This window comes from Paraburkholderia sp. A1RI-2L, assembly GCF_048957375.1.
GTDB lineage: Bacteria > Pseudomonadota > Gammaproteobacteria > Burkholderiales > Burkholderiaceae > Paraburkholderia.
Map to the genome: position 1 here is coordinate 2,190,319 of NZ_JARBTA010000001.1, position 22,858 is coordinate 2,213,176.

22 protein-coding genes are annotated in these 22,858 nt (G+C 66.4%); 9 read left to right on the forward strand and 13 right to left on the reverse strand.

Annotated elements, in window-relative coordinates:
* Positions 1 to 25: 25 nt before the first annotated feature.
* Both fahA and hmgA read right to left on the reverse strand, forming a co-directional pair.
* Positions 26 to 1,354 (reverse strand): fumarylacetoacetase, encoded by a 1,329-nt coding sequence (gene fahA, locus PWP93_RS10035; protein ID WP_421044383.1) that lies wholly within the window; start codon positions 1,352 to 1,354, stop codon positions 26 to 28.
* Positions 1,351 to 2,667 (reverse strand): homogentisate 1,2-dioxygenase, encoded by a 1,317-nt coding sequence (gene hmgA / locus PWP93_RS10040; protein ID WP_421044384.1) that lies wholly within the window; start codon positions 2,665 to 2,667, stop codon positions 1,351 to 1,353. The genes fahA and hmgA overlap by 4 nt, the downstream gene beginning before the upstream one ends.
* Before the next feature lie 340 nt (positions 2,668 to 3,007).
* Between hmgA and PWP93_RS10045 the strand changes: the two genes are divergently transcribed.
* Complete coding sequence (locus PWP93_RS10045; RefSeq protein WP_421044385.1) at positions 3,008 to 3,835, forward strand: EAL domain-containing protein; 828 nt, start codon at positions 3,008 to 3,010, stop codon at positions 3,833 to 3,835.
* A 27-nt stretch (positions 3,836 to 3,862) separates the two neighbouring features.
* On the opposite strand, the gene murB is transcribed toward PWP93_RS10045, so the two are convergent.
* Entirely contained in the window at positions 3,863 to 4,936 is a 1,074-nt protein-coding gene (gene murB / locus PWP93_RS10050; RefSeq protein WP_421044386.1) for a UDP-N-acetylmuramate dehydrogenase, read from the reverse strand.
* A gap of 272 nt (positions 4,937 to 5,208) precedes the next feature.
* On the opposite strand from murB, the gene PWP93_RS10055 reads away from it, so the two are divergent.
* On the forward strand, positions 5,209 to 5,694 hold the full coding sequence (locus tag PWP93_RS10055) for a YajQ family cyclic di-GMP-binding protein (RefSeq protein WP_421023147.1): 486 nt from the start codon (positions 5,209 to 5,211) through the stop codon (positions 5,692 to 5,694).
* A 116-nt stretch (positions 5,695 to 5,810) separates the two neighbouring features.
* Here PWP93_RS10055 and PWP93_RS10060 read toward each other — a convergent pair whose 3' ends face one another.
* From PWP93_RS10060 to queG, 8 genes are all read right to left on the reverse strand, one after another.
* Positions 5,811 to 6,266, reverse strand: coding sequence for an SRPBCC family protein (locus PWP93_RS10060; RefSeq protein WP_421045059.1), 456 nt, complete (start codon positions 6,264 to 6,266; stop codon positions 5,811 to 5,813).
* 46 nt (positions 6,267 to 6,312) lie between these two features.
* The gene (locus tag PWP93_RS10065) at positions 6,313 to 6,495 is read right to left on the reverse strand and encodes a hypothetical protein (protein WP_421044387.1); all 183 of its coding nucleotides are present in this window, start codon (positions 6,493 to 6,495) and stop codon (positions 6,313 to 6,315) included.
* Between the two features lie 176 nt (positions 6,496 to 6,671).
* On the reverse strand, positions 6,672 to 8,471 hold the full coding sequence (locus tag PWP93_RS10070; RefSeq protein ID WP_421044388.1) for a methyl-accepting chemotaxis protein: 1,800 nt from the start codon (positions 8,469 to 8,471) through the stop codon (positions 6,672 to 6,674).
* 170 nt (positions 8,472 to 8,641) lie between these two features.
* Positions 8,642 to 9,262, reverse strand: coding sequence for a glycerol-3-phosphate 1-O-acyltransferase PlsY (plsY, locus tag PWP93_RS10075; protein ID WP_035526722.1), 621 nt, complete (start codon positions 9,260 to 9,262; stop codon positions 8,642 to 8,644).
* Positions 9,263 to 9,428: 166 nt separating this feature from the next.
* Entirely contained in the window at positions 9,429 to 9,950 is a 522-nt protein-coding gene (gene ybaK / locus PWP93_RS10080) for a Cys-tRNA(Pro) deacylase (RefSeq protein ID WP_421044389.1), read from the reverse strand.
* An 86-nt stretch (positions 9,951 to 10,036) separates the two neighbouring features.
* The gene (gene xerD / locus PWP93_RS10085; RefSeq protein ID WP_421045060.1) at positions 10,037 to 10,975 is read right to left on the reverse strand and encodes a site-specific tyrosine recombinase XerD; all 939 of its coding nucleotides are present in this window, start codon (positions 10,973 to 10,975) and stop codon (positions 10,037 to 10,039) included.
* A 29-nt stretch (positions 10,976 to 11,004) separates the two neighbouring features.
* On the reverse strand, positions 11,005 to 11,478 hold the full coding sequence (locus PWP93_RS10090) for a methylated-DNA--[protein]-cysteine S-methyltransferase (protein ID WP_421044390.1): 474 nt from the start codon (positions 11,476 to 11,478) through the stop codon (positions 11,005 to 11,007).
* A 47-nt stretch (positions 11,479 to 11,525) separates the two neighbouring features.
* Positions 11,526 to 12,782 (reverse strand): tRNA epoxyqueuosine(34) reductase QueG, encoded by a 1,257-nt coding sequence (gene queG, locus PWP93_RS10095; protein ID WP_421045061.1) that lies wholly within the window; start codon positions 12,780 to 12,782, stop codon positions 11,526 to 11,528.
* Between the two features lie 182 nt (positions 12,783 to 12,964).
* On the opposite strand from queG, the gene tsaE reads away from it, so the two are divergent.
* Both tsaE and PWP93_RS10105 read left to right on the forward strand, forming a co-directional pair.
* Positions 12,965 to 13,534 (forward strand): tRNA (adenosine(37)-N6)-threonylcarbamoyltransferase complex ATPase subunit type 1 TsaE, encoded by a 570-nt coding sequence (tsaE, locus tag PWP93_RS10100; protein ID WP_421044391.1) that lies wholly within the window; start codon positions 12,965 to 12,967, stop codon positions 13,532 to 13,534.
* Positions 13,516 to 15,093, forward strand: coding sequence for an N-acetylmuramoyl-L-alanine amidase (locus PWP93_RS10105; protein WP_421044392.1), 1,578 nt, complete (start codon positions 13,516 to 13,518; stop codon positions 15,091 to 15,093). The genes tsaE and PWP93_RS10105 overlap by 19 nt, the downstream gene beginning before the upstream one ends.
* Before the next feature lie 72 nt (positions 15,094 to 15,165).
* On the opposite strand, the gene PWP93_RS10110 is transcribed toward PWP93_RS10105, so the two are convergent.
* Positions 15,166 to 16,083, reverse strand: coding sequence for an EamA family transporter (locus PWP93_RS10110; RefSeq protein WP_421023108.1), 918 nt, complete (start codon positions 16,081 to 16,083; stop codon positions 15,166 to 15,168).
* 199 nt (positions 16,084 to 16,282) lie between these two features.
* On the opposite strand from PWP93_RS10110, the gene PWP93_RS10115 reads away from it, so the two are divergent.
* On the forward strand, positions 16,283 to 17,167 hold the full coding sequence (locus tag PWP93_RS10115; protein WP_421044393.1) for a pirin family protein: 885 nt from the start codon (positions 16,283 to 16,285) through the stop codon (positions 17,165 to 17,167).
* Positions 17,168 to 17,232: 65 nt separating this feature from the next.
* The gene (trxA, locus tag PWP93_RS10120) at positions 17,233 to 18,081 is read left to right on the forward strand and encodes a thioredoxin (RefSeq protein WP_421044394.1); all 849 of its coding nucleotides are present in this window, start codon (positions 17,233 to 17,235) and stop codon (positions 18,079 to 18,081) included.
* Between the two features lie 92 nt (positions 18,082 to 18,173).
* Here the strand turns inward: trxA and PWP93_RS10125 are convergent, their stop codons facing one another.
* Complete coding sequence (locus PWP93_RS10125; RefSeq protein WP_421044395.1) at positions 18,174 to 19,055, reverse strand: tRNA threonylcarbamoyladenosine dehydratase; 882 nt, start codon at positions 19,053 to 19,055, stop codon at positions 18,174 to 18,176.
* A 172-nt stretch (positions 19,056 to 19,227) separates the two neighbouring features.
* Here PWP93_RS10125 and pdxH point away from each other — a divergent pair, with 172 nt between their 5' ends.
* From pdxH to PWP93_RS10140, 3 genes are all read left to right on the forward strand, one after another.
* On the forward strand, positions 19,228 to 19,875 hold the full coding sequence (pdxH, locus tag PWP93_RS10130) for a pyridoxamine 5'-phosphate oxidase (RefSeq protein WP_421044396.1): 648 nt from the start codon (positions 19,228 to 19,230) through the stop codon (positions 19,873 to 19,875).
* Positions 19,876 to 20,097: 222 nt separating this feature from the next.
* Complete coding sequence (locus tag PWP93_RS10135; protein ID WP_421044397.1) at positions 20,098 to 21,312, forward strand: class I SAM-dependent methyltransferase; 1,215 nt, start codon at positions 20,098 to 20,100, stop codon at positions 21,310 to 21,312.
* 169 nt (positions 21,313 to 21,481) lie between these two features.
* Positions 21,482 to 22,858, forward strand: a complete 1,377-nt coding sequence (locus PWP93_RS10140) for a DUF72 domain-containing protein (protein ID WP_421044398.1) — start codon at positions 21,482 to 21,484, stop codon at positions 22,856 to 22,858.

Below are 22,858 nucleotides of genomic sequence, written 5' to 3' on the forward strand. Positions count from 1 at the left end.
AGCCGGCGCCGGCGCGCTTTCCTCGTTACTTCAACGCCGGCAAAATCTTGCCGACGCACTCTCCGAACCCCACGCGATAACCTTCGCCCTGGCACCAGCCCGCGAGCGTGAGTTCGTCGCCGTCTTCGATGAAGCCGCGCGTGCCGCCGCTCTTCAATTCAAGCGGATGCTTGCCGTTCCACGTGAGTTCGAGCAGGCTGCCGAACGAATCGGGCGTGGAGCCCGAGATCGTGCCCGAGCCCATCAAATCGCCCACGCGCGTGTTGCACCCGGCCACCGTGTGATGCGCGAGCTGCTGCGCCATCGTCCAGTACATGTGCCGGAAATTCGTGCGCGCGATCGAGGTGGCCTCGCTCGCCCCTTCGGGACGCAGCAGCACTTCGAGCGCGATGTCGAACGCATGATTGCCCGCATGACGCAGATAGTCGAGCGGCTGCGGCTCCTGCGCCGGCTGCGCGACGCGAAACGGCTCCAGCGCGTCAAGCGTCACGACCCACGGCGAGATCGTGGTGGCAAAGCCCTTCGAGTTGAACGGCCCGAGCGGCACGTATTCCCACTGCTGGATATCGCGCGCGCTCCAGTCGTTGAGCAGCACCATACCGAAGATATGCGCCTCTGCGTTCTCGCATGCGATCGGCTCGCCAAGCGCATTGCCACGCCCGACGATGAAGCCCGTCTCCAGTTCGATGTCGAGCTTGCGGCACGCGCCGAACACCGGACGCTCCTGGTCGGGCAGCTTCAGCTGGCCATTGGGGCGGCGCACCGGCGTGCCGCTCACCACCACCGACGAAGCGCGCCCGTTATAGCCGATCGGCATCTCGGACCAGTTCGGCAGCAGCGCATTCTTCGGATCACGAAACATCGAGCCTACATTCGTCGCATGCTCCTTCGACGAATAGAAGTCCGTATAGCCGGGAATCTCCACGGGCAGATGCAGCTTCGCATCGGCGAGCTTCACGAACGCGCGTTGGCGCAGACCCGCATCGTCGCGCAGCGTGGCGCCGCTCGTCGTGTCGCGCGCGAGCAGCGACGAAAGCTGCACGCGCACACTGCGCCACGCATCGCGGCCAAGCGCGATGAAATCGTTCAGCGAGGCACGCGCGAAAACGTTCTCGCTCCCCGGGGATCCGGCCGGCACGCGCAGCAATCCGGCCTCGTGCAGCACCGCCAGGTCCATGACCGAGTCGCCGATCGCTACGCCCACGCGCGCGTTCTCCTGGCTTGCCGTGCTGAACACGCCGAACGGCAGGTTCTGAATCGGGAAATCACAGGCCGCATCGTTTGCGCTTTCGATCCAGCTCTTGCGCTGCGGATCGAGCGTTGCCTGCACATCGGCGGGAATGGGATTGCTCATTGCTGCTCCGGATTGAAGTGTTTCTTGAGGCCTTGCCAGCACTCGTAGTAATGCGCCTGCAGTTGCGCCGTTTCGAGCGCGAAGCGCGTCGGGCGAATCAGCGTGCGGGTTTCGAACATGAACGCCATCGTGTCGGCGACCTTGTTGGGTTTGCTCGTATCGATGCTCGAAGCCTTCTCGAAGGTCTCGGCATCGGGGCCGTGGCCCGTCATGCAGTTGTGCAGGCTCGCGCCGCCCGGCACGAAGCCCTCGGCCTTCGCGTCGTACACGCCGTGCACGAGGCCCATGAACTCGCTCGCGACGTTGCGGTGATACCAGGGCGGACGGAAGGTGTTCTCGGCCGCGAGCCAGCGCGGCGGGAAGATCACGAAGTCGATCGCGTCGACGCCCGGGGTATCGGTGGGCGACTGCAGCACGAGGAAGATCGACGGATCCGGGTGGTCGTAGCTGATCGAGCCGATGGTGTTGTAGCGGCGCAGATCGTATTTGTACGGCGCGTAGTTGCCGTGCCACGCGACCACGTCGAGCGGCGAATGACCGATGTCGGCGCGCCAGAGCTCGCCGTTCAGTTTCGTCACGAGCTCGAACTGCCCTTCGCGGTCTTCATAGGCCGCGCGCGGCGTGAGGAAGTCGCGCGGGTTCGCCAGCCCGTTCGAGCCGATCACGCCCAGGTCGGGCAGACGCAGCAGCGCGCCGAAGTTTTCGCAGATATAGCCGCGTGCCTCGCCATCGGGCAGTTCGACCGTAAAGCGCACGCCGCGTGGAATCACCGCGATCTCGAAGGGCTCGACGTCGAGGCGGCCCATCTCCGTGCGGATGGCAAGGCGCCCTTGTTGCGGGACGATCAGCAGCTCACCGTCGGTGTTGTAGAAGAAGCGGTCGGTCATCGGGCGGTTCGCCGCGTACAGATGAATCGCACAGCCGCTCATCGAGGCCGCCGAGCCGTTGCCGGCCATCGTCACCCAGCCGTCGATGAAATCGGTGGGCGCCGTGGGCATCGGCAGCGGATCCCAGCGCAATTGATTGGGCGGCGTAGGCGGCACGCCGCCGAAATCGGCAACGAGGCGCGGCGCGCGGCCTGCGTCGCCATCGACGTTCGTACGGGCCGCAAGCGGCGTAAACGGCTGATGCACCGCGCCAGGGCGGATCCGGTAGAACCACGTCCGGCGATTGTGCGCGCGCGGCGCGGTGAAGGCCGTGCCCGAAAGCTGCTCGGCGTAGAGGCCATAAGCGCAACGCTGCGGCGAATTCTGGCCATCAGGCAAGGCGCCGGACAGCGCCTCGGTCGCAAACTCATTGCAAAAGCCGCTCATATAGCGATCGGCCGCCGTGTCTGACCCGCTTTTTCCTGGTGCTCTCTGAGTTACGTCCCGCAAGGGTGCATTCATCACTGTCTCTCCACGTTTTACCGGCGAAGGTTGCCGCGCGATTTACGAATAGTAAAACGGATTATGATTAGTGAAATTACATGTAAACCCTGGTTTCCTCGGGCGCAGCCCCGGAAATGCGTCTCTGCGTGGATATCGTTATCACTAATCGGTGCATGCCGAAGCGTCCCAGGCTGCTACCATCAAGCCATACGGCCCTGTCGCCGCGACAACACAACCGGCGCGGGCCGCCCGCGCATTCCCGTTACGCCACATTCATCGCGTCATGATCGCTCCAACCATTCCCGAGCTCGTCGTTCGCGCTGCCAATCACCCATTTCTCGGCGAGCACCTGACGATGGGCAGCGGCACGCATCACGCGGAGGCCGTCGCGCACCGCAAAGGCGTGGAGCTCCTGAGCGCCTACGAGCCGATCTACGACATCAGCGTGCACGGCGGCGCGCAGTCGCTCACAGCGGACCTTTCACTGGCTTCGCGCTTCGGCGACGAACTCGGCTTCCAGGCGGTGACGCTGCGCGAGCACGACGGCAAGACCGAGCTCTTCGATCCATTCGCCACCACGGTCGACGACCCGGAGCTCGTCGCGCTCGACCGCTGCGTGCGCGCGCTCCACGCGATCAACTTTCTCGGCTCGCAGCAGCACGGGCTGCTGTTTCTGCGCGTGCACGAGCAACTGCTCAAGAGCGTGAAGTACGACCACGGGCGGCACTTTTCGAATGTGCTGGTCTCGTTCGGGCTGAACCCGGGGCGCGTGGTGATCGAATTACCGGAGGCGGCGGTCGCGCACCGGACCTTCGTCGGTTATCTGACGAAGAGCTATCAGCGCTATGGGTTCAAGGTGGCGGGCAATCTGCCCAACGCGGGGCAGATTCTTTCCGTGTCGGACATGGCGCGGCTCGACTTCCTGAAGATGGATGCGAGCGCGGCGCTGCGCGATTCGATGGTGAAGCCGCTGGTGAGCTACGCGGCGCGGCTGCGCATTCCGCTGATCTTCAATCGCGTGGTGGACGCCCCGCAGTTCGAGCAGTTGCAGCAGTACGACGTGCGCTTCGTGCAAGGGCCCGTCTTCGCCACGCAGCACAGCGCGGCGTAGTGCCGATACACGAAGGGTTGCGAGGGTCTACAGGCTGAGAGGTTCCTGCTCCAGCTCCACGCCGAAGCGCTCGAACACGTCACGGCGGATCGCCTGTGCCAGCTCGATGATGTCGTTGCCGGTGGCGCCGCCGAGATTCACGAGCACGAGCGCCTGCCGCTCATGCACGGCCGCCCCGCGCAGCGTGCGGCCTTTCCAGCCGCATTGATCGATCAGCCAGCCTGCGGCGAGCTTCACGCGGCCATCCGCCTGCGGGTACGAGACGATGCGCGGCTCGCGCACGACGAGCGAGTCGAACTGCTGCGCGTCGATCACTGGATTCTTGAAAAAACTACCCGCATTGCCGAGCGCGAGCGGATCGGGCAACTTCGCGCGGCGCACCGCGACCACGGCGTCGAATACGTCGCGCGCGCACCGCGCCTCCGACAGCCCGCGCTGCGCAAGCTCGCGCGCGAGGTCGGCATAACCGGCGTTGGGTCGCCACGCCTTCGGCAAACGAAAGGTCACCGAGGTAATCAGGAAACGGTCGAGCCCTTCCTGCTTGAAGAAGCTGTCGCGATAGCCGAAGCGGCAATCGGCGGCGTCGAACTCGTATGGCGTGCCGGACTCGATCTCGATCGCGCGCACGCTCGCGCAGCGCTCGGCCATTTCCAGTCCATAGGCGCCGATGTTCTGAATCGGCGCCGCGCCCACCGTGCCGGGAATCAGCGCGAGGTTTTCGAGGCCCGGCATGCCCGCGTCGAGCGTCCACGCCACGAAGTCGTGCCAGTTCTCGCCGGCGCCGGCTTCGACGTACCAGGCGTCGCTGTCCTCGCGCGTCACGCGCTTGCCCGCCAGCGCGACGAGCAGCACGAGGCCATCGAAGTCGCGCGTGAGCACGACATTGCTGCCGCCGCCCAGCACCAGCCTGCGCAGGCCCTGGGCACGCGGATCGCGCACGGCGGCGGCCAGATCGGCCTCGCTCTCGATGCGGCAGGCAAAGCGCGCGCGCACGTCGAAGCCGAAGGTGTTGTGCTCGCGCAGCGGGTAGCCGGCGGCGAACCACACCGGGGACGGAACGACGGACGTGGCGGAAGCAGGCATCGAGGATGGATGTGACACGAAAATACCGGAGACGAAAAAACGGGCGCTGAAGACGAACGACGCAAACCGGAAAACACACACCCGCGCGATGCGAAGCAGCAGGCACGCCGGCTGCGAAGCCGCCGGCACACAACGCCGCGCCGCCTTGGGCAAACGCGGCGGCGCCGGTAAAATGGCGTCGGTCCGTGATTATAGCGAGTACAGGGCGCCGCACCGGCGAGCCCCGCTGCGGCCCGCGAGCCGCACAATACGTGCCGCTCGTGCACCACTCGCACTTTTGGGAGAAAGCAATGCCATCGTTTGACGTCGTCAGCGAAGCCAACATGATCGAAGTAAAGAACGCCGTCGAGCAATCCAACAAGGAGATCTCCACGCGCTTCGACTTCAAGGGCTCGGATGCGCGCGTCGAGCAAAAGGAACGCGAACTGACCGCGTTCGCCGACGACGATTTCAAGCTCGGCCAGGTCAAGGACGTGCTGGTGTCGAAAATGGCCAAGCGCAACGTGGATGTGCGCTTCCTCGACTACGGCAAGATCGAGAAGATCGGCGGAGACAAGGTCAAGCAGGTCATCACCGTGAAGAAGGGTGTCTCGGGCGACCTCGCCAAGAAGATCGTCAAGCTCGTCAAGGAAAGCAAGATCAAGGTTCAGGCCAGCATCCAGGGCGATGCCGTGCGGGTAGCCGGCACCAAGCGCGACGACCTGCAAAGCGTGATTGCCATGCTGCGCAAGGACGTGACCGATACGCCGCTCGACTTCAATAACTTCCGCGACTGATTCGTCGCGCCGGGCCGCATGTTTTGCGGCCATTCACGGCTTTCCGCGGTTTTTCACACGATCGCTCGCCACGAGGCGGCTCGCACCGCCTCGTTCTCACGCCCCCTTCTGTCTGCCTAGTCGCTCGTCGTGACGAGCGGCATCAGCGTCTCGCCCGTCTCCAGCAGCGTCTTGAGATTCGACAGGATGCGCGGCCAGCCGCCCGACACGGCCTCGATGAACTTCGAGCCCGGACGCTCCATGCGATGCGTAACCGTGAGCTTCACGGCGTACTCCACCTGCTCGATCTGCAACGTGCACAGGGAATCGCCCTCGGCGTTCAGTTCCGGGCGGAACATGTTGCGCCAGCGGATCACGAGACGATGCGGCGCGTTCGACTCGACGATCTCGCCCGAATCGGCCACCCGGCCATCAGAAAAGCGCAGCGACCACGGCGAGCCGGCCTGCCAGTCGCACTCGTGATGCATGCCGAACCAGTACCGCTCCGTGAACGCAGGGCTGGTGAGCGCGTCCCATAGCCCTTGTGGCGTGGCGCGCATGAACGTGACGTAGACGAACACGGATTCGCTCACCGCGCCGCCCTTTTCGCTCTTTTCACCCTTGCCACTCACGTGGCCTTCACTGTTGCTCATGATGGCTACCTCCGTTTCCTTCGAGCGCGCGGCTGGGTGCGACGAGTGCATCCGCAACACGCCAGTCGAGGTCTCCTGAGCGCACAAGGCAGGCGGCTACTTGCGCGGCCGGACTTTCCCGTGCCGCCCGGGTCGCGGCGTCGAACTGCTCGTAGCTGATATCGACCATGTGTGCAGTTCTCCATGCTGCAATACTTTGCCATTCCCTGCACAAGCGCCCGACTTCCGGTTCGATCGCGCCAGCAAGGCGCACGGCCGGCGTCAACGCGCAGGCAAAAAACGGCGCCGTAGCGCCGTCCCTTTCCTGCCGCTCTCTCGCACACCTTCCCGCGACTGGTGGCGTGCTCAATCGAGCCTGAACTGCCCCACCGTCTGCGCGAGGTTCGCGGCCTGTCCGCGCAGCGCGGCGGCGGCGGCCGTCGACTGCTCGACGAGCGCCGCATTCTGCTGGACCATCTCGTCAAGCTGGCTCACCGCGCGGTTCACCTCCTGGATGCCGCGCGTCTGCTCGCCGGCTGCCTGGGTCACCTCGGAAATGATGGTGGTTACGTTCGACACGTTCGCAAGGATCTCGTCCATCGTCTCACCAGCGCTGCGCACGAGTTGCGAGCCCGAATTCACGCTCGCCACCGTCGACTCGATCAGCGCCTTGATCTCGCGCGCGGCCTGCGCGCTGCGCTGTGCGAGGCTGCGCACCTCGCCCGCCACGACTGCGAAGCCGCGCCCCTGCTCGCCGGCGCGCGCCGCCTCCACCGCCGCGTTCAGCGCGAGAATGTTGGTTTGAAAAGCAATGCCGTCGATCACGCCGATGATGTCGGCGATTTTCACCGAGGCGTGCTCGATCGCGCCCATCGTGTCCACCACGTCCGAAATCACCGCGCCGCCGCGCGAGGCCACCGCCGAGGCCGACGACGCCGTCACGTCCGCCTGCTGCGCCGCGTTGGCGGACTGCGCCACCGTCGCCGTGATCTGCTCCATCGAGGCCGCGGTTTGCTGGAGGCTCGCCGCCGCCGACTCGGTGCGGCCCGAGAGATCGACGTTGCCTGCGGCGATCTCGTCGCTCGCCGTGCGCACCGATTCGCTCGCATCACGGATGTGGCGCATCACGTCGCGCAGCTTGTCCATGAACGCGTTGAACGCGCGCGCGATCTGCGCGACTTCGTCGTCGCCCGCCGCGGGCAGGCGCTGCGTGAGATCGCCCTCGCCCTTGCCGATGGCGTCCATCGCATCGCGCACGCGCGAAAGGCGCTGGAACGACACCGCCGTCACCGCGCCGACCACCAGCGCCGCCACCACCGCGATCACCACCAGCGCGGCGAGCGAGGCCGTGAGGAGCGAGCGCATGCCCGCCGTGGCCTCGGCGCGATCGAGCGCGACCACCAAGCGCCAGTCCGTACCCGCGATCGGCTGCGCGCGCATCAACCGGGCATCGCCGCCCGCCTCGACCACGAGCGGCGCACGCGCCGCGAACAGCGCGGCCAGCTTGTCGCCCGTGAGCGCGGGCGCGATTTCGGTGACGGGCTTGAGCGTGAGCTTCGCGTCGTTGTGCGCGACGATCTGGCCCGCGCTGTCGATCAGCATGCCGAAGCTCGCGGGCGTCGGACGAATCGCGCGCACGTTGGCGATCACGCTGTCCATGACGACGTCGCCGGAAACGACGGCCTTCACGGCGCCCTCGCGGATCACGGGCTGCGCGAACGACACCACGAGCTTGCCCGTGGCCGCATCCACGTACGGCGGCGTCACCACGCCCTTGCCCGCCGCCACCGCCTGCTGGTACCAGGGCCGGCCGGTCGGATCGTAACCGGCGGGAATGCCGGCGCTGTCGGCGAACTTCGCGCTCTTGTCGGGGTAGCCCACGTAGACGTCGAGGAAGCCGCCGGCGGCGGCGACCTGCTTGAGCATGGGCACGGGATCGGGTTGCAGCACGGCGTCCTGCAGGGAATCGATCATGTGCGCATGGCTTGCGACCCATTCGCCGATGCCCCGCGCGTGGCTGTCCTCGACGGCCGTGAGCGTGGCGTCGATCGAATCCCGGTTGTGCGAATCTGCAACGATGTAGTCGAGCGCCGTGTTGGCCGCCAGCGCGGCGACGACGATAACGACGCATAGCGCGACGATGCGCGCCCGAATGGTGGTGAACATAGAACGAAAGGCGCCGTATGAAGATGAGTGAATCGAGCTGCGGTATCGATCTGCGATACCTGCGGCAAAAATCGAAGATCCACGCGTTTACGGCGTCCAGCGCACAAGACTTGAGCCCGGTTTATCGGAGCGCGCGCAACGACGCGGCCCCTTCCCGGTTTCCTCCCGGTTTATTTGCTTGCCGCGGCTTTCTTCTTGTCGCCGATACGGCTCTCAGTGCCGCTCACGAGCTTCGAGATATTGGTCCGATGGCGCCAGAACAGCAGCACGCTCATCGCGAGAATCGCGAGCGCCATCACGTGTGCGCCGAACATGAGCACGCAAAAAAACGGCGCGAACACCGCGGCCGCGAGCGCCGCCAGCGACGAATAGCGCGTGAAGAACGCGACGATCAGCCAGGTGAGCAGCGTGGCGCCCCCCAGCACCGGGCTCACGGCGAGCAGCACGCCCGCGGCGGTCGCCACGCCCTTGCCGCCCTGGAAACGGAAGAACACCGGATACAGGTGGCCAAGGAACACGGCAATGACCGACACGGCCACGGCCGTCTCGCCCAGACCGAAACGCGGCCCGAAGCGCATCGTGAGCCAGACCGCGAGCCAGCCCTTGAACGCGTCGCCGATCAGCGTGAGGATGGCGGCCTTCTTGTTGCCGCTGCGCAGGACGTTGGTCGCGCCCGGGTTGCCGGAGCCATAGGAGCGCGGGTCGTCGAGGCCCATGACGGCGCTCACGACCACGGCAAACGAAATCGAGCCGATCAGATAGGCAGCAACGGCAACAAACAGGTTGTACATGCACGAAACCCGAAGGAAGAAAAACAAAGCGCGGCGCCCCGGTGCGGATAAGCGGGGGTTGCGCGCGCGAAGACGCTCATTCTACCGAAGCGCGGGCGGCTCTTGCCGCCACCCCAGGGCAATCAGGGAACGCGGGGGGCGGCCTGCGCGTGCCCGGACACCGCCATCACTCAACTCCGGGCGTCGCCACGCCGGGCGTCGCTACGCTTGCGCACTGCACCGGTTTAGCCCCCAGCAGCGCCGTGAGCACGGCGGGCGCAAGGCTCACGAGATAGCCGCGCCGGCCGCCGTTGAGCCAGATCTGGTCGAGTTCGAGAATGCTCGATTCGACGTACACGGGCATCGTTTTCTTCGTGCCGAACGGCGAGGTGCCGCCCACGAGGTAACCCGAGTGGCGGTTCGCGACCTCGGGCTTGCAGGGCTCGACGCGCTTGGCGCCAATCTGCCGCGCGAGGTTCTTGGTGGAGACCTTGCGGTCGCCGTGCATGAGGACGATTAGCGGCTTTGCGTGCTCGTCCTCCATCACGAGGGTCTTGACGACGCGATGCTCGTCCACGCCGAGCTGGCGCGCGGATTCGCCCGTGCCGCCGTGCTCGACGTACTCGTAGGGATGCTCGCCGAACGCCACGCCCGCGCGGCGCAGCATCTGCGTGGCGGGCGTTTCGGAGACATGTTTCGATTTGCTCATGGCGCGCATTTTAATGTGCAACGGCGCCCCGTGGTGGCGTTGCAAGCGGCGTTGCATGTGCCGTTGAAGGCCCGCACCACGGCACCCTACCCGCGCGGATGATGCGCTTCGTGCAATTGCCGCAAGCGCTCGCGCGCGACGTGCGTATAGATCTGCGTCGTGGAGATGTCGCTATGGCCGAGCAGCAGTTGCACCACGCGCAGGTCCGCGCCGTGATTGAGCAGATGCGTGGCGAACGCGTGGCGCAAGGTGTGCGGCGAAAGCGGCGCGTGCACGCCCGCGTTGAGCGCGTGGCGCTTGATGATGTTCCAGAACTGCTGGCGCGTCATGCCCTCGGCGCGCGCGGTGACGAACAGCGCATCGGCCGGGCGCGCACCGAGCAGCGCGGGCCGCGCCTCGCGCAGATAGCGGGTGATCCATGCCGCGGCCTCTTCTCCGAAAGGAATCAGGCGCTCCTTCGAGCCCTTGCCGAGCACGCGCACGACGCCTTCGTTCAGACCCACCTCGACCGTCTTGAGCGTGACGAGCTCGGTCACGCGCAGGCCGCTCGCGTACATCAGCTCGAGCATCGTGCGGTCGCGCAGGCCGAGCGGCGTGGCCACATCGGGCGCGTTCAGCAACGCTTCGACCTGCGCCTCGCTGAGCGTCGACGGAAAGCGCGGCGCCTGCTTCGCCGAGCGCACGCGCACGGTCGGGTCCACGCTCACGCGCCGCTCGCGCAAGGCCCAGCCGAAGTAGCGCCGGAATACCGAAAGACGCCGGTTCGCCGAGGTCGATTTGTCGTCCTTGCGGCGCGCGCTGTAGGCGAGCAGATCGTCCTCGCGCACTGTGTCGAGGCCGTGCGAGCGCGCCTGCGCGAGCCACTCGGCAAAGAGGCGCAAATCGCGCCGGTAGGCGTCGAGCGTGTTGCGCGAGAGGCCGTGCTCGAGCCACATGGCGTCGCAGAAGGTGTCGATGGCGAGCAGGCTTGCGGAAAGCGCCTGCGCGGAGGCTGGAGCCAGCGCGGGAGCTTCGGCTTCCTGCATGCCGTTCATCGCGCCTGTCATCGCGCCTGTCATCGGATCGTTACGCCTTCATGGTTAAGCAGCCAGCGCTTCACGTCGCGAAAGAAGCCGTCGCCGCCGTGATGCGCGAAGCCGCCGATGCCGCTCGCCGACACCACGCGGTGACACGGAATCACGATCGGAAAAGGATTCGAGCCGCAGGCCTGCCCCACCGCACGCGCGCTGATGCTGCCGATGCGCTTCGCGAGCGTGCCGTAGGTGAGCACCTCGCCCGCCCCGATCGCGCTGATGCCGCCCCATACGCGGCGCTGAAACGCCGTGCCGAGCGGCGCGAGTGGCAAGTCGAAGTCTGTTTGCGCGCTCGCGAAATAGCGCGTGATCTGCACGGCCGCGCGCTCGGCGAGCGGGCAATCGGGCGCGAGCGCACGTGTAGATTCGGGCAGATAGACGATCTCGCGCACCGCGCCATCGCCGGTGCGAATGCCGACCTTGCCGAACGGCGCTTCGATTACTGCGTTGAACATCGCTTCTCCTTACCTCGATCCCGTGCAAGCTCGATACGTGCGCCAGTCTAAGCCGCTTCCAGCGCCCATTGCACATGCTCGCGCACCAGCGCAGAAGCATCGTGCTCGCGCGCGCGCAACGCCGCCACGATCGCCGCCCGGCCTTCCTGCCGATCCTGCCGATCCTGCCGATCCTGCCCATCGTGGCCGTCACGCGGCGCACGCAGCGCATTGCCCATCGCCACGGCGAGATTGCGCAACCACGCCTCGTGGCCGATGCGCCGGATCGCGCTGCCCTGCATGCGCTCGTCGAACTGCGCGGCACTCCAGCCGAAAAGCTCGACGAGACTCGCCCGGTCGAGCCCGTGGCGCACATCGAAATCCGCGACCGGCGCGGCTTGCGCGAACTTGTTCCACGGACACACGAGCTGGCAGTCGTCGCAGCCGTAGACACGATTGCCGATCAGCTCGCGCAATTCCAGGGGAATGCTGCCCTTCAATTCGATCGTCAGATAGGAAATGCAGCGCCGCGCATCGACGCGGTACGGCCCGACGATCGCCCCCGTCGGGCAGGCGCCGATGCAGCGCGTGCAGCTGCCGCAATGCGCGCCGGGCTGCTCGGGCGCCTGCGAGGCGTGATCCCGCGCGCCCTGCACGTTCTGCACCTGCACGTGTTGCGCCGCGTCCGCATCGATGGGCAACGGCACGTCCACGTAAATTTCGCCGAGAAAGAACAGCGAGCCCGCATCGCGTTGCAAGAGCAAGGTGTGCTTGCCGCGCCAGCCGATGCCGGCCTTCTGCGCGAGCTCGACTTCGAGCACCGGCGCGGAATCGGTGAACACGCGAAAGCCAAACGCGCCGATCTCGGCCTCGATGCGCTCGGCCAGCTGCTGCAGCCGCGCGCGCAGCACCTTGTGATAGTCGCGGCCGCGCGCGTAGATCGACACCACGGCCGCGTGCGGATCGTCCAGCCGCGCTCGCTCGTGCTGCCGCCAGTCCTCCGAAAGCATTTTGTCGGCGAGCGTGGCGGCGGGCAAATAGGCCATGCGCGCAGTGATGACGCGTCGCGTACCGGCCACAAGCTCTGCGGGCCTTGCGCGTTTCATCCCATGTTTGGCCATATAATCCATCTCGCCATGGCAGTCTGCTTCGAGCCACGCAGCAAGGCCCGCCTCGGCATGAGATAGATCGGTGTCGCTGATGCCGATCGCACCGAACCCCAGTTCGCGTCCCCATGCGCGGATGCGATCCGCGAGTGCGGCCAGCGCCGCTTCATCGAGCGGCGCAGTCTCATCGCGCGGCGCTAACCTGCCGGCTCCCGACATGGCACCGCCCGCTGCAGCCGCTTGTGCTGTCGACGGTGCAGCCAACGGCGCGGGCGAATTCGCCGATGTCTCGACCGGCGTGCGCGCATCGACCAAATCGTGCGCTTCGTGCTGATCGTGCGAATTGTCGTGCATCGGGTTCGAAGGGGAATGCGAGGGATTCATTACGCTATTTTACGAGAATGCCCGGAACACCCGACATGCCCGGACACGACCACGCGAGCCTGCCTGGCGCGCCCATTCTGCTCGAACGCCGCTTCGCGCTCGCGGATGAAGCCGCCACCGATGCGTTCGGCGCGCGCTTCGCGCACGCGCTCGAAAGCCTGTGCACGCAAGAATCCGGCCTTGCGCAGTTCAGCGGCCTGCACGTGCAGCTTTTCGGCGACCTGGGCGCAGGCAAGACCTCGCTCGTGCGCGCCGCGCTGCGCGCGCTCGGCCATGCCGGACGGGTGCGCAGCCCGACCTATACGCTCGTCGAGCCCTATACGGTGGCCACGGCGAGCGGGGAACTCCAGCTCTATCACTTCGATCTCTATCGTTTTAGCGACCCGGCCGAATGGGCCGACGCCGGCTTTCGCGAATATTTCGCGCAAGGGGCGGTGTGTCTCGTCGAATGGCCGCAACGCGCGGGCGGCCTGCTCGGCGTGCCGGACCTCGTGTTCCATCTCGAACCGGGTCCGTACGGTGAAGGCCGCGTGCTCACCGCGTACGCATACAGCGCATCAGGAAAGGCATGTCTAGAAAGATGTTAATCAAACCGTTCCGCTCGATCGAATCCGCGGCCACCGCCACCCACAACTGGCGGCGCAGGCAGATTCTGAAAGCGGGCGCGTCCACGCTGATGCTCGGCCTCACGGTCGCGGCGCCACGTCTCGCGTGGGCAACATCGGTGATCGGCGTGCGCGTGTGGCCCGCGCGCGACTACACGCGCGTCACCATCGAGTCGGATCAGCCGCTGCAGAACTCGCAGCAATTGCTGCAAGGCCCCGACCGGCTCGTCGTCGACCTGAACGGCCTCGACCTCGACGACGCGCTCAAGAATCTCGTCTCCAAGATCACGCCGAACGATCCGCAGATCCAGGCCGTGCGCGTGGGCCAGTATCAGCCGCACGTGGTGCGCATGGTGTTCGACCTCAAGGGGTCGGTCAAGCCGCAGGTCTTCAATCTGCAGCCCGTGGGTTCGTACAAGTACCGGCTCGTGTTCGACCTCTATCCGGCGGTCGCGCCCGATCCGCTCATGGAGCTGCTTGCCCAGACCGAGCGCAAGCAGCAGCAACTCGACTCGCGCGAAGCGATGGGCAACCAGGCGCCGCCTGCGCCACCCTCTACGCTCGCGGGTCCCAACAACCCGCCCGTGCACGATAACAGCGATGCCTTTTTCGAGCGCTACGCGCAGAACGATGCGGGCTCGAACACGCCGGGCACGCCAGCAACGCCGTCCTCGCCGCACCCGACGGTGCCGCCAGTCGTGCCGCCGGCGACGATCCTGCCACGCCCGAAGCCCGCGCCGAAGCCACCCGTCATCGCGCAGGACAACGACAGCGGCCCGGCGGACGACAATTACGGTTTCACCACGCCGAAATCCAGCAAGGGCGGCACCACGCGTCTCCTGACGGTGGCGATCGACCCCGGCCACGGCGGCGAGGATCCCGGTGCAATCGGCGGCGCAGGCACGTACGAAAAGCACATCGCGCTCGACATCGCGAAGAAGCTGCGCGTAAAAATCGACGCGCAGCCCAACATGCGCGCGATGATGACGCGCGACGCCGACTTTTTCGTGCCGCTGAACGTGCGCGTGCAGAAAGCGCGCCGCGTGGGCGCCGACCTGTTCGTGTCGATCCACGCCGACGCGTTCACCACGCCGGAGGCGCGCGGCTCGTCGGTGTTCGCGCTTTCCGAGCACGGCGCGTCGAGCGCGGCCGCGCGCTGGATGGCGAACAAGGAGAACTCGTCGGACCAGATCGGCGGAATCAACGTGAAGACGGCAGACGCATACGTGAACCGTGCGCTCTTCGACATGTCGACCACGGCGCAGATTCGCGACTCGCTGCGCTACGGCGGCTTCGTGCTCAACGAAGTCGGCTCGATCAACAAGCTGCACAAGGGCTCGGTCGAGCAGGCGGGCTTCGCGGTGCTCAAGGCGCCCGACATTCCGTCGATCCTCGTGGAGACGGCTTTCATCAGCAATCCCGAGGAAGAGCAGAAGCTCAACGACAACGCCTATCGCGACAAGATGGCGAACGCCATCCTCAAGGGCATCACGCGCTACTTCGCGGCGAATCCGCCGCTCGCGAAGAGCCGGATGACGTAAGCCAGGCCACACGAATTGCCGCGAACTTCCGAAGCGAGCGGCAAGTGGCGACCAAGCGGCGAACGTCTGCGTTCAGGAACGCGCGGCCAGCATCGACGCCAGCCGCGCCCCGACCCGCCCGCCGAACACATTCACGGCCAGCCCGGCCATCACGAGCGCCGCGCCGCCGATCTGGGCGGCGGAAAGACGCTCGCCGAGCAGCAGCGCCGCGGCCGCCAGCCCGACGATCGGCACGAGCAGCGAAAACGGCGCGACCTGGCTTGCCGGATACTTCGAGAGCAGCCGGCTCCAGAGGCTGTAGCCGAGTATCGTGGCCACGAACGCGAGATAGACGATGGCGCCGATCGAATCGACGCCGATGCCGCCGAGCGCCGCCTCGATGCGCTGCGGCCCCTCGACAAGGTACGAAAGCGCGAGAAACGGCAGCGGCGGAATCAGGCTCCCCCATACCACGAGCCCGACGAGATCCACTTTCCCCGCCTTCTTCGTGACGATGTTGCCGAGCGCCCACATGCAGGCCGAGCACAGCGTGAGCAAGAAGCCGGCCACGGTCATCGCCTGCGCGCCTGGGCCCGCGGCCGCGGAAGACGATTGCAGGCCGATCACCGCCAGCCCGCACGCCGCGATCAGCAAACCGAACACGTTCTGCGCGCGAAAGCGCTCGCCAAGGAAAATCGCCGCGAACACGAGCGTGAAGAACGCCTGCGCCTGCAGCACGACCGAGGCGAGCCCGGCGGGCATGCCCACGTACATGGCCGTGAAGAGAAACACGAACTGGCCGAACGAGATCGTCGCGCCATAAGCGAGCAGCCAGCGCAGCGGCAATTTCGGGCGCTTGACGAACAGCACCGCCGGAAACGCCGCCAGCAGAAAGCGCAACGCGCCGAGCAACAGCGGCGGCACGCCGTGCAGCCCCACCTTGATCACCACGAAATTCACGCCCCACGCGAGTACGACCACGAGCGCACTCAGCAAGTCCTTCGGTGACATCTCCGGCTCCGCTTATTGTTCAGTCGAAACTGCGAGTTTACCGGCCAGCGCGCGCTCGTGCTCGCGTCCCGCGCGGCGCCCCGGCGAGGCCGGCGTTAGAATGAGCGCCTGCTCGCGCGCCGCGCCCTCCGCACTGCCCTCCGCCGTGCCTCCCCGCCGTGCCTCCATTCGTGCCGTCCAACTTATCAAGGAAGTGTTCATGTCCTCATCGATCAAAGCGGTTCTCAAGCCCCATCAGCGCGACATCGGCAATCTCTATGTGCGCCGCGTGCTGCCCGCGATGGCCGCGCGCCTCGTCGGCCCGTTCATCTTCTTCGACCACATGGGGCCGGCCACGCTCGCGCCCGGCGCCGGCGTCGACGTGCGCCCGCATCCGCATATCGGTCTCGCCACCGTCACCTATCTGTTCGACGGCGCGCTCATGCATCGCGACAGCATCGGCTCGGCGCAGAAGATCGTCCCCGGCGACGTCAACTGGATGACGGCCGGGCGCGGCATCGTCCATTCGGAGCGCACGCCCGATGAAGCGCGCCAGAGCGGCTTCACCATGCACGGCATCCAGACCTGGGTGGCGCTGCCGCTCGAGCACGAAGACACCGAGCCGTCGTTCTTCCATCACGCCGCCGACACGCTGCCGAACCTCGAGCGCAACGGCGTCTCGATGCGCGTGATCGCGGGCACGGCGTTCGGCGCGACCTCGCCCGTCGCGACCTTCTCGGGCACGCTCTACGTGGCCGCCGACTTCGCGCCCGGCGGCGCCATCGCGCTCGACGCCGAGCACGAGGAGCGCGGCGTCTATCTCGTCGAAGGCGACCTGTCGATCGACGGCACGCCGCTCGAGCAATACACGATGGCCGTGCTGGAACCGGGCGAAACCGTCACGCTCGCGAGCACCGGCGGGGCACGCGTGATGCTGCTCGGAGGCGAGAAGCTCGCGGGCGAGCGCTTCATCGAATGGAATTTCGTCGCCAGTTCGCGCGAGAAGATCGAGGCCGCCAAGCACGCGTGGACACGCCAGGAAATGGGGCACGTTCCCGGCGAGACCGAATGGATTCCGCTGCCCGAAAAGAAACCGCAGCATTGAAGCGCGCCGATCCGCCCTCATCTTATGCCCATCGTGCGCAATGGATTTTCCCCAACGAGGACCTGATGGATACCACCCTGGCCACTTTTGAAAAGGACGTGATCGAAGCGTCGGCGCTCGCGCCGGTGCTGGTCGACTTCTGGGCGCCCTGGTGCGGCCCGTGCAAGACGCTCGGACCGTTGCTCGAAAAACTCGAAGCCGAATACGCAGGCAAATGGAAGCTCGTGAAGGTCAACGTCGACGAGAACCAGGAGCTCGCCGCGCACTTCCAGGTGCGCAGCATTCCGCACGTCGTGGCGTTCGTCGACCAGCAGGCGGTCGACCAGTTCATCGGCATGCTGTCCGAGGGGCAGTTGCGCGAGTTCCTCGACCGGCTGATCCCGGATTCCGCGCTTGCCGCGCGCCAGGCCGCCGAGCAAGCGCTGGCCGAAGGCCGCCGCGAGGATGCTTACGAGGCGCTGCAAGCCGCGCTCGCGTTCGACCCGGGCATGGAAGACGCCCGCATGGACCTGATCGAGCTGCTGCTCGCCGACAACCGCGCCGATGAAGCGCACAAGGAAGTCGAGCTGCTCTCGCCCAAGACCACGCAGGGCATCGACCCGCGCTTTAACGCGCTCAAGACGCGTCTCGACGCGCTCGACGCCGCCGCGGACCTGCCGCCCACCGATGCGCTCGAAGCTCGCGTGGCCGCGCACCCCGAGGACCTCGAAGCGCGCTTCGACCTCGCGAGCGCGCTGATCGCGCGGCGCAAATACGCGGGCGCGCTCGAACACCTGCTCGAGATCGTCAAGCGCGACCGCGCGTTCCGAGAGGACATCGGCCGCAAGACCATGCTCTCGGTGTTCGATCTCGCGTCGCATCAGCCGCAGCTCGTGAGCGAATGGCGGCGCAAGCTGAGCGCCACGCTGAACTGAGCACGCAGTACTCAGCACGCGAATGCAAAAAAGCACGGCCAGATGGCCGTGCTTTTTTTACGCCCACACCCGAGGCAACTTCATAGGCAACTTCAGCCCGCCGCGCTCCGATGTGCAAGCGTGCGCAGCACATACGCCGCAGCAGCAAAACCGAAGCTCGCCGTCACGCACACGCTCGAACCAAAGCCCGCGCAATTCAGGCCCACGGGCCCATGGTGGCCCGGCGAAGTGCTCACGTGCTCGGCCTCGTTGTCGATGTCGCACACGGCCGCTTCGGGGTAGATGAGCGGCTCGTCGGAATACACGGCGCTCACCTTGAAACGCGCCTTGGGGCCGCGCGGAAAACCATGGTGCTTGCGCAATTGCCCGCGCACCTTCGAGAGCAGCGGGTCCTGAATCGTGAGCGCGAGGTCGTCGATGCGAATGCGCGTGGGATCGAGCTGGCCGCCCGCCCCGCCCACGGTGATGAGCGGCACGCGGTGCTCGACGCACCAGGCGATCAGCGCGGTCTTGGTGCGCACGCTGTCGATGGCGTCCACGACGAAATCGAAGCCGCCGCAGAGCAGCGCATCGAAATTCGACGGCTCGACGAAATCCTCGACGAGCCGCACGTCGCAGGCCGGATCGATAAGCTTGATGCGCTCGGCCATGGCCTCGACCTTCGGCTTGCCGTAATTGCCGTCGAGCGCGTGAATCTGCCGGTTGGTATTGCTCTCCGCGACGTTGTCCAGATCGATGAGCGTGAGCGTGCCGATCGCGCTGCGCGCGAGCGCCTCCGCGACCCACGACCCCACCCCGCCAATGCCGATCACGGCAACGTGCGCGCGCTCGAAGGCTGCCAGCGCGGGTGCGCCGTAAAGCCGCGCCACGCCGCCAAAGCGGCGCGCCCGGTCGGCAACATCGGTTGAAGCGGGCGCGGTAAGATCGGCGAGGCCGGTCGAACCGGCTGCAGCGGAAAGCGGAGTACTGGACATGGCGATAGCGGGTCGAAAGCGGACCGATCGCGCACTGCCACGGTCCCAGGCAGCCGGTATTTTGCCCGATCGCGATCAAACGCGCGCGGCCCCGCCCGTTCGCCACCGCCTTCGCAGTATGTTCGCGCTGTCTTCTGTATATACTTGTCCGCATTGAAGCGTTTGCATAAAAATGACCTCGCTCGCCCACCTCCGCAAGAATTACTCACTCGGTTCGCTCGACACCTCCGACGTCGACCCCGACCCGATCCGCCAATTCCAGACCTGGTTCAGCCAGGCGCTCGACGCCAGGCTGCCCGAACCCAACGCGATGACCGTCGCAACCGTCGACCAGCAAGGCCGCCCCGCCGCGCGCATCCTGCTGATCAAGGGCGTGGACGAGCGCGGTTTCGTTTTCTTCACCAACTACGACAGCCGCAAGGGCCGCGAGCTTGCCGCCAATCCGCACGCGGCGCTGCTGTTTCACTGGATCGAGCTCGAGCGCCAGGTGCGCATCGAAGGCCGGGTCGAAAAAACCAGCGATGCGGAAAGCGATGCGTATTTCCACTCGCGCCCGCTCGGCTCGCGCATTGGCGCGTGGGCCTCGGAGCAGAGCGAGGTGATCGGCAGCCGCGCCGAGCTCGAAGCGCGCGAGCGCGAGATCAGCGCGCAGTACGGCGAGCAACCGCCGCGTCCGCCGCATTGGGGCGGCTACCGGCTCGTGCCGAGCGCCATCGAGTTCTGGCAAGGACGTCCGTCGCGGCTGCACGACCGCATCCGCTATACGCGGGACAACGCACGGGACGGCTCAACGTGGCACATCGAGCGGCTAGCGCCCTGAGCGGACCGGACAAGCCGGCGCACGTCCCGAAGGTTCCACCAGCCTGATCCGCAATACCACGCAGTACTGTGCAGCACTCTGCAACACCCCAGCATCACGCGCGCCGCGCTTCGCCGCGGCGCAGCGCCAGTCAGTCAGTCAGTCAGTTTTGCCTCGTAACACGCCTTGCAATTCGCTTTTGTCTTTGAGCCTCAATCGTTCATCTGACACGGAGAGAAACGCATGTTCTGGGAGAAAAAACTCGCTCAATGGGTCGACGAAGTGCGCCACAAGGCCAACCTGCCCGCGCGGCTCGTGCTGTGGAGCGGCCAGCAATATGATTTCGGCCACTTCGCTGCCCCGCAGGTCACGCTGAAGGTCAATAGCGCGGCAGCGCTGCCGCTGCTGCTCGAGCCGAGCCTCGACAATCTCGGCGAGGCCTACGTGAAGGGCAAGATCGACATCGAAGGCAAGCTCGCCGACATCATCGCCATCGGCTACTCGCTCGCGCACAACACCATCACGAGCGCAGGCAAGCTCGCGCGGGTGCGCCGCTACTTCACGCACTCGAAGCACTCCGACCAGAGGGCCATCCAGTACCACTACGACGTCTCGAACGCGTTCTACAAGCTGTGGCTCGACGAAAACATGGTCTATTCGTGCGCCTACTTCGAGAACGGCGACGAAGACCTCGCCGCCGCGCAACTCAAGAAGATCGACCACATCCTCACCAAAATCCAGCTGCAGCCGGGCCAGACGCTGCTCGACATCGGCTGCGGCTGGGGCGCGCTCGTGCTGCGCGCCGCGCAGAAGTTCGGCGCGCGCTGCGTGGGCGTGACGCTCTCGCAAAACCAGTTCGACCTCGCCACCGAGCGCGTAAAGGCCGCGGGCCTCGCCGATCGCATCGAGATCCGTCTGCAGGATTATCGCGATATTCAGGGCCAGTTCGACCGCATCACGAGCGTAGGGATGTTCGAGCACGTCGGGCGCAAGAACCTGCCTGGTTATTTCACCAAGGTGCGCGAACTGCTCGCCGACGATGGCATCGCCATGAACCACGGCATCACGTCGACCGATGCCGAGAGCGGCGAGGCGGCGCTGGGCGCTGGCGAGTTCATCGACCGCTATGTGTTCCCCGACGGCGAGCTGCCGCACATCGGCCTCGCGCTCGAAGCGGCGCAGCGCGGCGGTCTCGAGGCGGTTGACGTGGAGAGCCTGCGCCGTCACTATGCGCACACGCTTGGAATCTGGGCGGAGAACTTCGAGGCACACGCCGAGGAAGCGAAAACGCTCGTCGACGACGAGAAGTTCCGCATCTGGCGCGTCTATCTGGCCGGCTGCGCCTACGCGTTCGAGCACGACGACGTGTCGATCTACCAGATCGTCTGCCGCAAGGCCGGCCGCAATGCGAATACGCTGCCGTGGTCGCGCCGGTATATGTACGAGAAGCCGCTTTGACGCGGCTTTGGCGTCAGGCAGGTGGGGTGGCAGCCGCGCTGCTGCGTTCGCGCCGGACGTAGCCGGACGTAGCCGGACGTTTTGCCGGACGGCGCGCATCGGCTCGGCCCACCCACGCGCATCGCTGCGAGCGGCTTCGGCTACACGATCGCCATCACGACTCACACGCATGAACGAAAGCGACGACGGCCTTTTCGGGGCATTGGAAAACGATAGCTCCGGCGCGGGGCGCAACCCGGCGCAGGCCTCGCCGCGAACGGGCGCCACCGGCCGCCGCACGCCGCGGAGCACGCGCGAGAACTCGCCACCCGATACCCAGACGGACCTGTTCGGCTTCGTGCCGCCCGAGCCATCGGCGGGGCGTGCAGCGCGCAGAAACACCGATGCCGACGCATCCGCGACAGAAGCCGACGACAGCGCACAGCAGACAATTACGGCAAAGCCCGCCAAAGCGCCGAAATCGACGCCCGCCGCCGACTCGCCCGCCCCGCGCCGCCGCGCGAAAGGCGTGCTGCCGGCGGTTCCCGGCCAAGACGTGCTCGACCTCGCCGCGGAGCTGCCGCCGGGCGTGCGCCTGGGCACGTCGTCGTGGTCGTTTCCGGGCTGGCGCGGCATCGTCTACGGCGACGACTACAGCAATTCGAAGCTCGCGCGCGATGGGCTCGCGGCCTATGGCGCGCATCCGCTGCTGCGCTCGGTGAGCATCGACCGCTCGTTCTACGCGCCGCTCACCGTCACCGATTACCTGCGCTACGCGCAGCAGGTGCCGGACCACTTCCGCTTCATCGTGAAGGCGCCCGCGCTCATCACCGATGCGAGCGTGCGCGGCGATCGCGGCGAGCCCGTCTCGGCCAACCCCTGCTTCCTGAACGCCGATCTCGCCGCCCGCGAATTCGTCGAGCCGTGCCTTGCAGGGCTCGGCGCGAAAGCCGGTGCGCTCGTGTTCCAGTTCCCGCCGCTGCCCGATCAACTGCTTGCGGATCCAGCCGCGTTCATCGAGCGCCTCGCGGCGTTTCTCGCCGCGCTGCCGCCACTGCCCGCAGTTGCTTCGGCACCGCCGGTAGACGCCGAAGCCGGCGAAGCGGCTTCAAGCGGCGCACTCCCTAGCGACGGCCCCTGTTACGCGGTCGAGATCCGCGACGGCATTCTGCTCACACCGCGTTTCGTGCGCGCGCTGCGCGCCGCGGGCGTGCGCTACTGCGTGGGATTGCACGCCCGCATGCCGGACCCGCTGCGCCAGGCTGCAGCGCTCGCGCTGATGGACGGCGAAGCGCCCGCAGGCCCGCTGATCGTGCGCTGGAGCCTGCACAGCGGCTTCAAGTATGAGCAGGCGAAGGCGCGCTACGAGCCCTTCGACAAGCTCGTCGACGAAGACCCCCACACGCGCGACGCCCTCGCCGAACTGGCCGCGCGCTATGCGATCGCCGGCCAGCCGGTGCTGATCACGACCAACAACAAGGCCGAGGGCTCGGCACCGCTGACTTGCGCGAAGCTCGCGCGCGCCATCGTCGACGAGATGCTGCGCATGCGCGGCGACGGCGCCTGA

Bases quoted from the DNA above. Each gene is read 5' to 3' on its own strand.
- fahA (WP_421044383.1), bottom strand. From the start codon at position 1,354: ATGAGCAATCCCATTCCCGCCGATGTGCAGGCAACGCTCGATCCGCAG.
- hmgA (WP_421044384.1), bottom strand. From the start codon at position 2,667: ATGAGCGGCTTTTGCAATGAGTTTGCGACCGAGGCGCTGTCCGGCGCC.
- PWP93_RS10045 (WP_421044385.1), top strand. From the start codon at position 3,008: ATGATCGCTCCAACCATTCCCGAGCTCGTCGTTCGCGCTGCCAATCAC.
- PWP93_RS10055 (WP_421023147.1), top strand. From the start codon at position 5,209: ATGCCATCGTTTGACGTCGTCAGCGAAGCCAACATGATCGAAGTAAAG.
- PWP93_RS10065 (WP_421044387.1), bottom strand. From the start codon at position 6,495: ATGGTCGATATCAGCTACGAGCAGTTCGACGCCGCGACCCGGGCGGCA.
- PWP93_RS10070 (WP_421044388.1), bottom strand. From the start codon at position 8,471: ATGTTCACCACCATTCGGGCGCGCATCGTCGCGCTATGCGTCGTTATC.
- plsY (WP_035526722.1), bottom strand. From the start codon at position 9,262: ATGTACAACCTGTTTGTTGCCGTTGCTGCCTATCTGATCGGCTCGATT.
- ybaK (WP_421044389.1), bottom strand. From the start codon at position 9,950: ATGAGCAAATCGAAACATGTCTCCGAAACGCCCGCCACGCAGATGCTG.
- xerD (WP_421045060.1), bottom strand. From the start codon at position 10,975: ATGCAGGAAGCCGAAGCTCCCGCGCTGGCTCCAGCCTCCGCGCAGGCG.
- PWP93_RS10090 (WP_421044390.1), bottom strand. From the start codon at position 11,478: ATGTTCAACGCAGTAATCGAAGCGCCGTTCGGCAAGGTCGGCATTCGC.
- queG (WP_421045061.1), bottom strand. From the start codon at position 12,782: ATGTCGGGAGCCGGCAGGTTAGCGCCGCGCGATGAGACTGCGCCGCTC.
- tsaE (WP_421044391.1), top strand. From the start codon at position 12,965: ATGCCCGGAACACCCGACATGCCCGGACACGACCACGCGAGCCTGCCT.
- PWP93_RS10105 (WP_421044392.1), top strand. From the start codon at position 13,516: ATGTCTAGAAAGATGTTAATCAAACCGTTCCGCTCGATCGAATCCGCG.
- PWP93_RS10110 (WP_421023108.1), bottom strand. From the start codon at position 16,083: ATGTCACCGAAGGACTTGCTGAGTGCGCTCGTGGTCGTACTCGCGTGG.
- PWP93_RS10115 (WP_421044393.1), top strand. From the start codon at position 16,283: ATGTCCTCATCGATCAAAGCGGTTCTCAAGCCCCATCAGCGCGACATC.
- trxA (WP_421044394.1), top strand. From the start codon at position 17,233: ATGGATACCACCCTGGCCACTTTTGAAAAGGACGTGATCGAAGCGTCG.
- PWP93_RS10125 (WP_421044395.1), bottom strand. From the start codon at position 19,055: ATGTCCAGTACTCCGCTTTCCGCTGCAGCCGGTTCGACCGGCCTCGCC.
- pdxH (WP_421044396.1), top strand. From the start codon at position 19,228: ATGACCTCGCTCGCCCACCTCCGCAAGAATTACTCACTCGGTTCGCTC.
- PWP93_RS10135 (WP_421044397.1), top strand. From the start codon at position 20,098: ATGTTCTGGGAGAAAAAACTCGCTCAATGGGTCGACGAAGTGCGCCAC.
- PWP93_RS10140 (WP_421044398.1), top strand. From the start codon at position 21,482: ATGAACGAAAGCGACGACGGCCTTTTCGGGGCATTGGAAAACGATAGC.